The sequence below is a fragment of the Candidatus Micrarchaeia archaeon genome, from assembly GCA_041653315.1.
Taxonomy (GTDB): domain Archaea; phylum Micrarchaeota; class Micrarchaeia; order Anstonellales; family JAHKLY01; genus JAHKLY01.
This window is the reverse complement of record JBAZFO010000035.1, coordinates 1-11964: the sequence shown is the minus strand read 5'-3', so window position 1 is coordinate 11964 and position 11964 is coordinate 1. Positions and strand designations below refer to the sequence as shown.

At 27.3% G+C, this 11964-nt stretch carries 18 protein-coding genes and 2 tRNA genes; 12 read left to right on the top strand and 8 right to left on the bottom strand.

Annotated elements, in window-relative coordinates; genetic code table 11:
- A partial coding sequence (locus WC356_06305; GenBank protein MFA5382756.1) for an NFACT RNA binding domain-containing protein occupies positions 1–733 on the bottom strand: 733 nt, incomplete at its 3' end.
- Positions 734–789: 56 nt separating this feature from the next.
- Here WC356_06305 and WC356_06300 point away from each other — a divergent pair.
- Together WC356_06300 and WC356_06295 are read left to right on the top strand one after the other, a co-directional pair.
- Positions 790–1185 (top strand): hypothetical protein, encoded by a 396-nt coding sequence (locus WC356_06300; protein MFA5382755.1) that lies wholly within the window; start codon positions 790–792, stop codon positions 1183–1185.
- Positions 1186–1362 (top strand) — tRNA-Gly (locus WC356_06295). It abuts the gene before it with no gap.
- Between the two features lie 148 nt (positions 1363–1510).
- On the opposite strand, the gene WC356_06290 is transcribed toward WC356_06295, so the two are convergent.
- A tRNA-Arg gene (locus tag WC356_06290) sits at positions 1511–1624 on the bottom strand.
- A 59-nt stretch (positions 1625–1683) separates the two neighbouring features.
- Here WC356_06290 and WC356_06285 point away from each other — a divergent pair.
- From WC356_06285 to WC356_06275, 3 genes are read left to right on the top strand one after another with little or no spacing between them, the layout of a single operon-like run.
- The gene (locus WC356_06285; GenBank protein MFA5382754.1) at positions 1684–1851 is read left to right on the top strand and encodes a zinc finger domain-containing protein; all 168 of its coding nucleotides are present in this window, start codon (positions 1684–1686) and stop codon (positions 1849–1851) included.
- Positions 1852–1863: 12 nt separating this feature from the next.
- Complete coding sequence (locus WC356_06280; protein MFA5382753.1) at positions 1864–2115, top strand: elongation factor 1-beta; 252 nt, start codon at positions 1864–1866, stop codon at positions 2113–2115.
- 29 nt (positions 2116–2144) lie between these two features.
- Positions 2145–4427: an AAA family ATPase gene (locus WC356_06275; protein MFA5382752.1), complete on the top strand. Its 2283-nt coding sequence runs from the start codon at positions 2145–2147 to the stop codon at positions 4425–4427.
- Positions 4428–4474: 47 nt separating this feature from the next.
- Here the strand turns inward: WC356_06275 and WC356_06270 are convergent, their stop codons facing one another.
- Entirely contained in the window at positions 4475–4825 is a 351-nt protein-coding gene (locus WC356_06270; protein ID MFA5382751.1) for a hypothetical protein, read from the bottom strand.
- 131 nt (positions 4826–4956) lie between these two features.
- Between WC356_06270 and pth2 the strand changes: the two genes are divergently transcribed.
- Positions 4957–5337, top strand: a complete 381-nt coding sequence (gene pth2 / locus WC356_06265) for a peptidyl-tRNA hydrolase Pth2 (protein MFA5382750.1) — start codon at positions 4957–4959, stop codon at positions 5335–5337.
- Here pth2 and WC356_06260 read toward each other — a convergent pair.
- Positions 5329–5610, bottom strand: a complete 282-nt coding sequence (locus WC356_06260; protein MFA5382749.1) for a hypothetical protein — start codon at positions 5608–5610, stop codon at positions 5329–5331. The two genes, pth2 and WC356_06260, sit on opposite strands and share 9 nt — an antisense overlap.
- On the bottom strand, positions 5611–5871 hold the full coding sequence (locus WC356_06255; protein MFA5382748.1) for a hypothetical protein: 261 nt from the start codon (positions 5869–5871) through the stop codon (positions 5611–5613). It abuts the gene before it with no gap.
- Positions 5872–5964: 93 nt separating this feature from the next.
- Here WC356_06255 and WC356_06250 point away from each other — a divergent pair, with 93 nt between their 5' ends.
- The 4 genes from WC356_06250 to WC356_06235 all read left to right on the top strand — a co-directional run bounded on the left by WC356_06250 (position 5965) and on the right by WC356_06235 (position 9184).
- Positions 5965–7284: a GTPase gene (locus tag WC356_06250; protein MFA5382747.1), complete on the top strand. Its 1320-nt coding sequence runs from the start codon at positions 5965–5967 to the stop codon at positions 7282–7284.
- Positions 7285–7350: 66 nt separating this feature from the next.
- The gene (locus tag WC356_06245) at positions 7351–7887 is read left to right on the top strand and encodes an adenine phosphoribosyltransferase (GenBank protein MFA5382746.1); all 537 of its coding nucleotides are present in this window, start codon (positions 7351–7353) and stop codon (positions 7885–7887) included.
- Between the two features lie 59 nt (positions 7888–7946).
- Entirely contained in the window at positions 7947–8375 is a 429-nt protein-coding gene (locus WC356_06240; protein MFA5382745.1) for a hypothetical protein, read from the top strand.
- A 74-nt stretch (positions 8376–8449) separates the two neighbouring features.
- Complete coding sequence (locus WC356_06235) at positions 8450–9184, top strand: hypothetical protein (protein ID MFA5382744.1); 735 nt, start codon at positions 8450–8452, stop codon at positions 9182–9184.
- Between the two features lie 67 nt (positions 9185–9251).
- Here WC356_06235 and WC356_06230 read toward each other — a convergent pair whose 3' ends face one another.
- Positions 9252–9437 carry a ferredoxin gene (locus WC356_06230; GenBank protein MFA5382743.1) on the bottom strand — a complete coding sequence of 62 codons (186 nt, stop codon included), beginning with the start codon at positions 9435–9437 and terminating at the stop codon, positions 9252–9254.
- 100 nt (positions 9438–9537) lie between these two features.
- Between WC356_06230 and WC356_06225 the strand changes: the two genes are divergently transcribed.
- Positions 9538–10182 carry a hypothetical protein gene (locus WC356_06225; protein MFA5382742.1) on the top strand — a complete coding sequence of 215 codons (645 nt, stop codon included), beginning with the start codon at positions 9538–9540 and terminating at the stop codon, positions 10180–10182.
- Between the two features lie 16 nt (positions 10183–10198).
- On the opposite strand, the gene WC356_06220 is transcribed toward WC356_06225, so the two are convergent.
- Positions 10199–10579 (bottom strand): iron-sulfur cluster assembly scaffold protein, encoded by a 381-nt coding sequence (locus tag WC356_06220; GenBank protein MFA5382741.1) that lies wholly within the window; start codon positions 10577–10579, stop codon positions 10199–10201.
- Positions 10580–10731: 152 nt separating this feature from the next.
- On the opposite strand from WC356_06220, the gene WC356_06215 reads away from it, so the two are divergent.
- Entirely contained in the window at positions 10732–11193 is a 462-nt protein-coding gene (locus tag WC356_06215; GenBank protein MFA5382740.1) for a hypothetical protein, read from the top strand.
- 10 nt (positions 11194–11203) lie between these two features.
- Here WC356_06215 and WC356_06210 read toward each other — a convergent pair.
- A partial coding sequence (locus WC356_06210; GenBank protein ID MFA5382739.1) for an aminotransferase class V-fold PLP-dependent enzyme occupies positions 11204–11964 on the bottom strand: 761 nt, incomplete at its 5' end.

Sequence of the window (11964 nt, the reverse complement as noted above, 5' to 3'; positions counted from 1 at the left end):
GAAGAATTTCATCTATTTCGGCGCCTAAGTTTTTAGTAATTAGTTTAGCGCTTTCGCCTTTTTCTTTACTTCCTGGTTTTATAAATACGCGCTTTTTTCCTGCTTTTTTATCTTCTCCAGGTTTAACTTTAACAATTTCTATTTTATTTTTATCTTCTTCAATAAATATGGTTAATCCAAGAGCAGTATTTCTAAACCATTCTCTTTCTCCAGTTAAAGTGAATCCTCCCTTTCCAACAAATCCTCCTTGTGCGTGTTTTCCAACTTGTTCTTTTTTAAGCGCATAAACATCTATTGATGAATATCCTGTTTTCCATGCACTTGAATATGAAGCAGCAAACTGTGCAGTTTCTTTTTTCTCTTCTTCTGACGCATTTAAACCATTTTTTAAGATTGTTGCTGGGGCGCCTTGTATATCCGCATGAAAAAATAAGTCGTTATCTTCTAAATATTGAGAATATAAAATATCATTTTGTTTTGCATCTTTTCCTGCAATTACCAATTTATTATCAGATGTAAAAAACCAATGAAATTTTTCATACCATTCTTTTTCTCGTTTAACTCTTGTTTTTTTGCTTATTTTTGGTTTTTCGTCCTCTTTTTTAAGTAGTTCTTTAGTTTTTTCAATTTCTTTTTCAAGTCTTTCAATCTTTTTTTTAATAGCTTTGCTTTTATCATAACATTCTGATGCATTATCATTCAGAGATTTTTTTATATTTATTTTTATTTCCATTAATCTATTGTAAAGAGGGCAAGAATTTAAATATTATTGTATATCTAAAATAGAATATGGTAATTAAAAATAAGAAAAAGAAAATTGAAATTAATGCACCAGAAGAATTTTCTAAACCACATAAATTTATTTTAGTTTTTAGCTGTGCTATCTTAGCATTTATATTTTCGCTTTTATTTTACTTATTTATTTCAGAGATTTTATATTTTAATTTAATTTTTGTATTAATCTTTGCTTTAATAGCTTCAAGAATTTTAGCTAAACAAAAGAAGAAATCTGCTATTTGTTGTTCATGCAGTGGATGTTTAATAGGGGTTTTTTCAAGTGTTTTGATAGTTTTTACCTTATCATTTATATTTTTGTTTAATATTTTAGTTCAAGAAATCATAATATACTTTGCTTCATCCTTAATAATTGGCGGAATAGCTTGTTATTTAGGTTCAAAATATTAAGCGCTTGTAGTCTACCGGTAGGATACGAGCTTCCCATAAATCCCTTTTTCTTTAAAAAGAAAAAGGTCTTTACCCCAAAAAGAAAATTTAAAAATTTGGGTTGGTATGAGCATTTAAATACTAAAAAATAATTTTTGGAAAAAGCTTGAGAACCGGGTTCGATTCCCGGCAGGCGCACATAAATCCCTTTTTCTTTAAAAAGAAAAAGGTCTTTACCCCAAAAAGAAAATTTAAAAATTTGGGTTGGTATGAGCATTTAAATACTAAAAAATAATTTTTGGAAAAAGCTTGAGAACCGGGTTCGATTCCCGGCAGATACGCCATACGCCCCCACGGGGATTTTCAGTTTTGCTGAAAATATTTTTTTTCAACAAAATCATTTGAACCCCGATCATGACCTCCGCAAGGTCCTATTCTATCCAGGTTATACTATGGGGGCAATAGTAAGTATTTTAAAGAGGTTTCTCTTTAAATATTATTGCTTATTTTAGCGATTATTTGAGATTAGGTGATTTTATGAAAAAATGTGATGGATGCGGAAAAGTTGCTGGAAAATTCGCTGAATTTCCATGTGTAGAATGTGGTGAAATGATAGTTAGATGTCATCATTGTAGAGAACTTGGAGTTCAATATATCTGCAAAAAATGCAGAACTGAAGGACCATAAGGGGGTTTTTAAATGGCAGATGTAGCAGTAAATGTTAAAATTTCTTCTGAAGAGCAAGATAATTTGGAAGAATTGATTGAAAAAATAAAAAAAGTTTGCAGAGTTAATACAGCAGAGTTAGAAGATATAGGATTTGGAATTAAAATAATTAAAGCCCAAATTTTTGTTGATGATAAAGATGAAGGGTTTGATGAAGTAGAAGAAAGAATAAAAGCAGTCGAAGGCGTTAGTGAAATAGATGTAATTTCAATGGATAGACAATAGTTTAAAGTGTTTTGTTATAAATTTATATTATGATTACTTCTATACATTTATTTAATTGGAAATCACATAAAGAAACATTATTAGAATTTTCTAAAGGAACTAATGTTTTAATTGGAATTATGGGTTCTGGTAAAAGCAGTGTATTAGATGCTATTTCTTTTGGTTTATATGGAACTTGTCCTAGTCTAAAAAGAGGTTCAATTAAATTAGAAAATATTTTAAAATATGGCGAAAACCAATCAAAAATAATAATCAAATTTATTCACGAAGATATTAAATATGAAATAGAACGGACTTTATCAAAAAATGGGAGTGATGCAGTATTATATAAAGAAGGACAGATGATTCAAAAAAGTCCCAAAGCAGTAACTACAGAAATCGAAAAAATCCTTAATGTAGATTATGAATTGTTTAATAAAATAATTTATTCAGAACAAAATAATATAGATTACTTTTTTTCTTTAAGGGCAGGAAAAAGAAAAGAGGAGATTGATAATTTATTAGGTTTGGATAAATTTGAAACTGCGAGAATAAATGTAACTAAAATCATAAATAAAATTAAAGATCTAAGCTCTTTTTTAAAAGAAAACATAAATTTCCAAAAAGAAAACGAATTGAATGAAAAAATAAAACAAATAGAAGAGGAGATACAAGAATTAAATAATAAAAAACAAGAAAGTTTAAGAAAATACAGCCAAAAGAAAAAAGAATTTGATGAAATTAAGCAAAAAGTTACAGATCTTGAAAAACAAAAAAAAGATTATCAGGAATTAAAAGAATTAATGTTAAGAAAAGAAGAAATACAAAAAAGATTAATTATTGATTTAGATAATTTAGATAAATATAAAGAACTGAATTTAGAAGAAAAGAGGAAAGAATTAGATAATCTAAAAATAGGTGCTTTAGAAGATAAAATAAATATTTTATTAAAACAAAATAATGAACTTATTTCTAAAAAATCCAAGATTTCATCAGATATTGAAAGAATACAAAAAATAGATAAACAAATATTAGAATTAAGAGCTGAACTAGAGAATATAAATGGTGAAGAAATCGAAAAAAATTTTATACTTATAGAAGAAAAATTAGAAAATATAAAAAAACATATTTCCAAAATAGAATTAAGAAAAAAAGACCTTGAAAAAGCAATTAAAGAATTGGATAATAAAGAATTATCTAAATGCCCGATTTGTGATTCTCAATTGTCAGAAGAGCACAGACTTGAATTAATAAATGAGAAAAAAAGAGAGAAAGAAGAAATAGGAGAAAATGAAACAAAAGCAGAAAAAGAAAAACAAGAAATAAAAGCAGAAAAAGAAAAACAAGAAAAAAACAAAAAACAATTTGAAAAACAAAAAGAAAAATTAGAAGAATTATTAAAGGAAGTAAAAGATACTTCTGAATTAAAAACACAATTAAATAAATTAGAAGAAGAAGGTATTAAAATAGCAGAAGAAAAAACTAAATTAGATTTAGAAATTAAAGAAAAAAGAGAGTTAAAAGATAAATTAAAGGATGAAATTAGATTTTTAGAAGAATATACAAAAAAGTCAAAAGAAAAGATAGAAATTGAAGAAGAATTAGAGCAAAAAAGATTAAAATTAAAACAAATTGAATATAATGAAGATTTATTCAATAAGTTAAATAAAGAAATACAAGAAAAAAATATTGAATTTAATAAATTAGAATATGAAATTAAAACAATAGATAATGAATTAAAGAATAAAAATGAGATAGTTGATTTAAATAAAAAAGAGATAGAAAAAATAAATAAATTAAAAAGTGATATTGAATATTTTGCTAAAAAAGAAGAGCAGTATTCAATTTATAAAAATTGTATAATAGAAACTCAAACAGAAGTTAGAAAAGGCCTTATTGAAGCCATAAATACTGCAATGATGGAAATTTGGCCCATTATCTACCCATATGGTGATTATGAAAAAGTTAGATTAGATCCGCAAGAAAAAGATTATATAACTCAATTATATAGAAATAATGAATGGCATGATTTAGATGCTACTGCTTCTGGCGGTGAAAAAGCTTGTTTAAGTTTAACTTTGAGAATAGCGTTTGCAATGGTTTTAACTCCTAATTTAAGCTGGTTAATATTAGATGAACCAACACATAATTTAGATGTGCAGGCAGTTAAAATGCTTTCAGAAACATTACAGGAGAAAATTCCAGAGATAGTAGAGCAAACTTTTGTAATTACTCATGATGAGTCTCTTTTAAATCACGATTTCAACGCGCTTTATAAATTAGAAAGAGATAAATCAAAAAACGAACCCACACAAATAGAAAGAGTAAAATAAAAAAAACAAAAGAAAAAAAAGGGAAAAATTCCCTAATAGATATTAATTTATTTGTCGGAAGCTATATCATAGATAACTTTTAATGCAGGTATTACTACCGCTCCTCCTACAAACATCATTAATGCACTGAATGCACCAAGAAGCATTGTTTCGAAGCCTGCTAATAATGGAGCTAATCCACCTAAAGCAGATCCTGCAAGTCCTAAAGCTATTGCTGCAATTAAGAAGTTTATAACTTCTTTATCACCAACGTTTAGGATACCTACGATAATTCCAAATACTACTAATAAAGCTAGTAGTGTTGGGTCAGCACCAAATATTCCAAGTATTACTGCAATGAGTACACCTAGAATAAAGAGGTAGCCTCCAATTTTTTCCATAGTTTTTGCTTTTGCCATATTATTGGTCACCATTAAGAACTACAATAACTATATTTATAAATCTTATTCTACGTTATTAAACGAAAACTTCCACTATTATTGCTTATGAAAGTCAAAGTATTTATTAATCTTAATATTGTAGATTAATTATGGTATTTTTTAAAAATAATAGTAATTTTTCAATAAAACAGGTAATTGTTATTAGAAATGACATCAAATTAGGCAAAGGTAAGTTAGCTGGTCAAGTAGCTCATGCCTCGGTGGCAGGATATAGAAATGTTAAACAAAATACTCCCCAAATTATTGATAAATGGGAGATGGAAGGAGAAAAGAAAGTAGTTGTTAAAGTAGAAGGAGAAAAAGAATTAATGGATTTATTTCAGAGAATAAAGGATAAAAAAATACCCGTAGCTTTAATTAGAGATGCAGGTTTAACTCAAATTACGCCAGGTACAAAAACATGTTTTGCAATCGGCCCCTGGTATGAAAATGAAATAGATGAATTTACAAGAGATTTGAAATTACTTTAGTATATATATTTCATCATGATGTGAAAAATTAATAAATAAAATAAAATTTTTTTCTTTATATATTTTAAAAGTTAAAACAAAATGTCCAATATGTACTCTTTTTCTATCTTTAAACTCATATTTTAAATTTTGATAATGGTTTACTGAATTTAAATCGCAATTTATAATTTCTTTAATTTTTTTATTTATTCTTTCAGCAAGTTTTTTATCTCGGTTATTTAATACATATAATATTTCTTTTAATTCTTCTGAAAGATCAAATTCAAAAGCCATTTAATCACTTATTCCGCAAAGTTTATCTAATTCTTCTAAACTCATTCTTCTTTTTGGATATTTTTGTTCATGTTCATTAATTGTTTTTGTTATTTTTTTTACAAATTCTTCTTTTATTTCTTCTTCAATATATTTATCCCCAATTTCTTGTGCTAATTTGTTTAATGCCTCGCCTTTATGTGTTAAGCCGTATTTTGATTTAATCACATTAAGCACTCGATTAGTATATTCATCAATTCCCCTTAGGTTTAAATTTACCATGTAACATCACCTTACATTGTGTTATGTGGTGTTACCTTTAAAAACCTTTTGATAAAAGACATATTTTTATACTTTATTGATTTATCCTTATTTATGAAAAAGAAAATAATTATTATAGGGGCAGCAGGCCGAGATTTCCATAATTTTAATACATTATATAGAGATAATAATGAATATGAAGTTGTTTGTTTTACAGCAACGCAAATACCAGGTATTGATGATAGAAAATACCCAAAAATTCTAAGTGGAAAATTATATCCAAATGGGATACCTATTTATCCAGAAGAAGAGTTAGAGAATTTGATTAAAAAGCATAAAATTGATGAGTGTATTTTAAGTTATAGTGATTTGTCTTATGATATTGTTATGAATTTAAGTGCAAAAGTAAACTCAGCAGGTGCTGATTTTGTTATTTTATCTCCAGAAAAAACAATGTTAAAATCTAATAAACCAGTAATTGCTGTTTGTGCAGTTAGAACAGGCTGTGGAAAAAGCCAAACAACTAGATATATAGCTAATTTATTAAAACAAAGCGGAAAAAAAGTAGTTATAATAAGACATCCAATGCCTTATGGAGATTTATCAAAGCAAATAATCCAAAGATTCACAAAAATAGAAGATCTTAAAAGATATAAGACAACTATAGAAGAAAGAGAAGAATATGAATTACATATAAAAAATGGATTTATTTTGTATGCAGGTGTGGATTATGAAAGAATTTTAAGACAAGCTGAAAATGAAGCAGATATAATTTTATGGGATGGTGGAAATAATGATACTCCTTTTTATAAACCAAATTTATTATTTGTTGTAGCAGATGCTTTAAGGCCAAATCATGAAAAAAAGTTTTATCCAGGAGAAGTTAATTTTAGAATTGCAGATGCAATAATAATAAATAAAGAGAATAGTGCAAATAAAAGGGATATAGATACGATTGTATTAAATGCAAAAAATATGAATTCAAAAGCAAAAATAATTCATGCTGATTCTATAATAACTTTAGAAAATGCCGATAAAATAAAAGGAAAAAAGATATTAATAATAGAAGATGGACCTACTTTGACACATGGAGGAATGGTTTACGGTGCTGGATATAAAGAAGCAATAAATTATGAACCAAAAATACTAAATGTTAAAAATTATCTTTTTGGAGATATAGAAAAGACTTTTGAAAAATATCAGCATTTAGATGGAAAAATTCTCCCAGCAATGGGTTATTCTGATAAACAAATAAAGGAATTAGGTGAAATTATCAAAAAAATAAATCAAAAAGAAAAGATTGATTATATTATTTCTGGGACTCCGATTGATTTAAAATTAATATTAAAAACAACTATTCCTATTTTAAAAACAAAATATGAATTAAAAGAAAGAACAAATATTATTCCTTTTCTTATTTCGAAAATAAAATAATTTCGATGCATTTTTAATAGCTTTCATATACTATTTAATACCTAATATTTAGGTGGGGGGGCAAGTATGGAACAAGATCAAATATTAGAACTTAAACGAAAAATTAAAACTATTTCTGATTTTCCGAAAAAAGGGATTACTTATAGAGATGTAACTCCATTATTAACAGATTCAGAGTCTTTTAATAAAACTATTAATTTACTAAAAGAATATTATAAAAATAAGAATATAGAAGCAGTTGTTGCAGTTGAACCTAGAGGATTTATTTTTGGTTCATCTTTAGCTATTTCATTAGGTGTTGCATTTGTACCTTTAAGAAGAAAAGGTAAATCTAAAATGAATTTAAGCAAGGAATTTGGTTTAGATTATAAAGTTAATGCTTTAGAAATGCCTAAAAATGCAATTAAAAAAGGAGAAAGAGTAATTTTCTTTGATGATGTTTTAGCAGGAGGGGTTACAACAGAAGCAGCAGTAAAAGCTATTGAAAAACATGGAGCTAATGTTGTTGGTGTTGGATTTTTAGTTGAATTAACTGGGTTAGAAGCAAGAAAAAAATTGGATAAATATGAGGTGCATTCATTAATCAAATTTAATAATAGGTAATGGGTGTTTCTAAGCAAAAATTTAAAAAATATATTTAAGAAATACTAAAAGGGATAATAATGATTATGAAATTATTTTTTGGATGTTTGGTTTTTATTCTATTGTTTGGATGTGTTATGCAAGGTGTAACAGAAACACCAATTCAAGAGCAAAATTTTAATAAAGAGCAATTAGAATTAGAGTATTTGTATGCAGATGGTTGTGAAGAGTTTTGCCCACCAATGACTTTAATTGTTAATGAGTTAGAATCTGATTTTTTAGAAGAGGACTTAATTATTAAATATATTAATTTAACAGAGCGCCATACAAATCCAGAAGTAATGAAAATACAAGAAGAATATAAAGACACAAATAAAATACAAGGTGTTCCTGCTTTTGCGCTTCATAAAGGAAATAATATATATTTTTATACAGGTTATTTAGAAAAAAGCGCCTTAAAAGAATGGATTTGCCAGTATTATAATATAAAACCCAATTCTTGTGATTAGACTAATTTTTAACAAACCAAAACCTTTTTAAACCCAAATAAACATAATAAATAACATAGTTAGGGGGTGTAATAATGAAACAAATTTTTTTAGTTCCAGAAATAAAAAATAAAAAGATGATAGAAATGCCTGAATTAGGCAGAGAAGTAAAACTTATTTGTCTTTCAGAAAATGCAGATTGGTATACTGCACATAACTTAATTGCAGAAGCAAATAAAGGAAGAAATAAAGATGAAAATCCTTTATCTGTCATAAGCCATAAACCAATAGCAGATAGATTAATAGTAACAGATGATGGAAAAAGAAGCGAAAATTGTGATGTTCTTCAAAGAGAATTTAATATTTCTGACTTTTTTTCAAATCAATTTGGTCATCCAGAACCAGGAAAGCCATTTGGAGATATAATAACAAGAGAATATGATAATGGCCAAATAAGAAGAATAGAAGTCCCAAAAGAAATAAGAGATTTATCTGGTAATATTCTTGTTTTAAGAGATGGTTTAATTCCAGGAGAAGATTATTCAATTGTTAGAAACGGAGATGTTTACACACTTGAATATGATTTTTCAAATTTAGATAAAATTTGGTTCCATGGTCTTCCAGTTGAGGATGGCTGGTATCCAACAGATATTAGAACTGGAATACCAACCTCAGAAAAAGAAGGAGAAAAAGGACCAAAAAGATATTTATATCGTTTTAATAGGAATTCAGCAGTAAGCGCGCTTGTTCGTAGGCTCTGCGGCTACGGCAGTGTCGATCTCGGCATCTACGACCTTCCGCGTGGGGTGTTAGCTGAAGAAAGACGCTAAGAAGAAAAATTAAAGCAAAAATTATGGTCCTGTTAAACCAGGACTTTTTAATACATTTTTTAATAATTTAGAATTTTTTTATTGCTTGAACTGGGCAAATACTAACTGCTTGGTCAATACATTCTTCATTTCCACCAGCATAACTATCTATAATTCTTGCTTTTCCTTCTGAAGTTAATTCAAATACTGCTGAGCATATTGCTGCACATGCGCCACATCCAATACACTTATTTTTATCTACACTCACCATCATAATCGCCTCTTTATAAATTAATTATATAATAAGATAAAATCATTTTTAATTCTATGTAAAGACACAAGTTTTTTAAACAGAGAAAACTCCTAAATTTATTATGATTTTTAGAGAACCTAATGTGTATTATGAAAAAGATAGTTCAATGCAGAATGATTTAATCGCTAGAAGAGAAGCAATGATGAAAAGATTATTAGAAAACCCAGATAAATCAGGAGTGGAGATATTAAAACCTATTTCTCCTATTAAAAGAGCAACTCAAGAAAGGTTAGAAACAGATTTATTAGATCCAGTAAATACCCAATTAAAGAATCTTAGTGATAGATTAACTGGAAAACACACAGGATTAAAACTAAATGAAAATGAAACTACAGATATAAGGTTTTCAAAAGATAGCATAATAATTTCTACTAAAATTGATAAAACTCAAATACAAAATACTCCCGGACAATGTACTTTAGTATTTTATAGACCAAAACCATACCAAGATAAGATATTAGAAATTAATTTTGATTTTGAGCCAAAAGCAAAACTAAAATACTCTACCTTAGGATCAGAAAAATGTAAATTTGAAATTTGTATTAAAGATTTTAAAGATAAACCAGAAACAAAAATTAACAGACAAATAGATGAAATAAATGGGATTATAAGAGATTATTTAATAGGAACTTTAGTATATAAATTACAAGGAGAAATTGATAAATATATAAGAAGATTTATTTGGGAATTAAAATACAAGAAATAGAATATTATTGATTTTTTTATTTTGTTAATTTTTTCAAAGCATCTTTTAAAGCATCTTCTGCTAAGTTTGAGCAGTGTTTTTTAATTAAAGGTAATTGGCCTAAATATTCTTCAACATCTTTATTTGAAACTTTCTGCGCTTCTTCAATTGTTTTTCCTTTTATAATTTCAGTAAGCGCTGAAGAAGTTGCTATTGCAGCTGCGCATCCAAATGTTTCAAATTTAACATCTTTAATTATGTCTTTTCCTTCTTTGTTTTTTTCTATTTTAAGATACAAAAATAAAACATCTCCACATACTGCGTTTCCTGCTTGTCCAGTAAGGGTTGGGTTTTCCATTTTTCCCATATTGCGCGGATTCAAGAAGTGATCCATTACTTTTTTATTATATTTTTCCATTTTATTCACTTATATTTAATAACAAATAAAACATAAATGTTACGTTCAATCGTAGCATTTTGAATATATATCAAACATATTTTAAAATTCTAATCGAAACATTTTTAAATACGAAAAGATATATATTTTAACACAATTAATGAGGTGTTTAAATGGTAAAATTAGGATTATGTGGGGAGGGGAGTGAAAGTGATCATACTCCAGCAGGAAAGCCCTTTGAAGGAAAAGGAAAATCAACTAAAGGCATTATAATAATGAGACATTACGTGGAATTTTTTGAACCCGGGTCTTTTTTTCCAGAAAAAGAAATCCGGGAAGTTAAAGAAAGAGATCCAACTAAAATAAAAGTTCCATTTACAGTGTATGGTTTTAGATTTTTTGATCGCAAAGAAATAGTAGATGAAGATGGAGAATATTTATTTGGGAGTCCGAAAAATTATTCTAAGATGTTTTATTTTGGTCGAACTATGACTTTAGAACAAGTTAAAGCCGAGGTACCAAATGAGAAGATATTGATAATGAATATGGAACTAAATAATTGGAAATTGGTTGTTAAAACAAGAATGGGAAATTTTCAACCATTTAATAAAGGAGATCAAATTATTGGGGGATAATTTTTATTACCTAATGACATAATGAATTTCCTTTATAATTTTGCAATTGCGCCTTGTTTTTAAAAGGCGACATTCTTCTTAATTTTTCAATTATTTCAGGTAAAACTTTTAAAAAATATTCAATATCTTCTTCTGTGTTTTCTTTTCCTAAACTTATGCGCAATGAACCATGCGCTTCTTCAGGTTTTAAACCTAATGAAAGTAAAACATGTGATGCTTGTAATGAGTCTGATGAACATGCAGAACCTGTTGAACACATTATTCCTTTATTATCTAAATGCATAAGAATAGATTCTCCTTCGATTAACAAGAAACCAAAATTAATTAATCCAGGTAATTTGTTTTCTCCTGCGCCTTTTCCTATTCCATTTATCCAAGTATTTTCTATTTCTAAAACTCCTTTAATTAATTTTTCAGTTAAATTATTTAATTTTTTATTTGTTTTTTCTCTTGTTTTTTCAGCTATTAAAGCAGCTTCTGCCATTCCAATTATAGAAGCAGTATCATATGTTCCCCCACGCATACCTTTTTCTTGATGTCCGTGAATTATTGGTTTAATATTAATATCTGATTTTTTGTATAATAATCCAATTCCTTTTGGCCCATAAAATTTATGTGCAGAAATAGAGATCATATCTGCCATTGAAGAATTTATTTCAATTTTACCAAATGTTTGAACTGCGTCTGTATGAAACGTAATTTTTGTTTTATATTCATTGCTTTTGTCTTTACAAATGGTATAAATTTCCTTATTGGTTGGATAGTTCCTAT

What these genes read in the sequence shown, in the direction of transcription:
- WC356_06250 (MFA5382747.1), top strand. Translation starts at nt 5,965, where the DNA reads ATGAAAAAGAAAATAATTATTATAGGGGCAGCAGGCCGAGATTTCCAT.
- WC356_06230 (MFA5382743.1), bottom strand. Translation starts at nt 9,437, where the DNA reads ATGATGGTGAGTGTAGATAAAAATAAGTGTATTGGATGTGGCGCATGT.
- WC356_06260 (MFA5382749.1), bottom strand. Translation starts at nt 5,610, where the DNA reads ATGGCTTTTGAATTTGATCTTTCAGAAGAATTAAAAGAAATATTATAT.
- WC356_06235 (MFA5382744.1), top strand. Translation starts at nt 8,450, where the DNA reads ATGAAACAAATTTTTTTAGTTCCAGAAATAAAAAATAAAAAGATGATA.
- WC356_06245 (MFA5382746.1), top strand. Translation starts at nt 7,351, where the DNA reads ATGGAACAAGATCAAATATTAGAACTTAAACGAAAAATTAAAACTATT.
- WC356_06220 (MFA5382741.1), bottom strand. Translation starts at nt 10,579, where the DNA reads ATGGAAAAATATAATAAAAAAGTAATGGATCACTTCTTGAATCCGCGC.
- WC356_06300 (MFA5382755.1), top strand. Translation starts at nt 790, where the DNA reads ATGGTAATTAAAAATAAGAAAAAGAAAATTGAAATTAATGCACCAGAA.
- WC356_06280 (MFA5382753.1), top strand. Translation starts at nt 1,864, where the DNA reads ATGGCAGATGTAGCAGTAAATGTTAAAATTTCTTCTGAAGAGCAAGAT.
- WC356_06215 (MFA5382740.1), top strand. Translation starts at nt 10,732, where the DNA reads ATGGTAAAATTAGGATTATGTGGGGAGGGGAGTGAAAGTGATCATACT.
- WC356_06270 (MFA5382751.1), bottom strand. Translation starts at nt 4,825, where the DNA reads ATGGCAAAAGCAAAAACTATGGAAAAAATTGGAGGCTACCTCTTTATT.
- WC356_06240 (MFA5382745.1), top strand. Translation starts at nt 7,947, where the DNA reads ATGATTATGAAATTATTTTTTGGATGTTTGGTTTTTATTCTATTGTTT.
- WC356_06225 (MFA5382742.1), top strand. Translation starts at nt 9,538, where the DNA reads ATGATTTTTAGAGAACCTAATGTGTATTATGAAAAAGATAGTTCAATG.
- WC356_06255 (MFA5382748.1), bottom strand. Translation starts at nt 5,871, where the DNA reads ATGGTAAATTTAAACCTAAGGGGAATTGATGAATATACTAATCGAGTG.
- pth2 (MFA5382750.1), top strand. Translation starts at nt 4,957, where the DNA reads ATGGTATTTTTTAAAAATAATAGTAATTTTTCAATAAAACAGGTAATT.
- WC356_06275 (MFA5382752.1), top strand. Translation starts at nt 2,145, where the DNA reads ATGATTACTTCTATACATTTATTTAATTGGAAATCACATAAAGAAACA.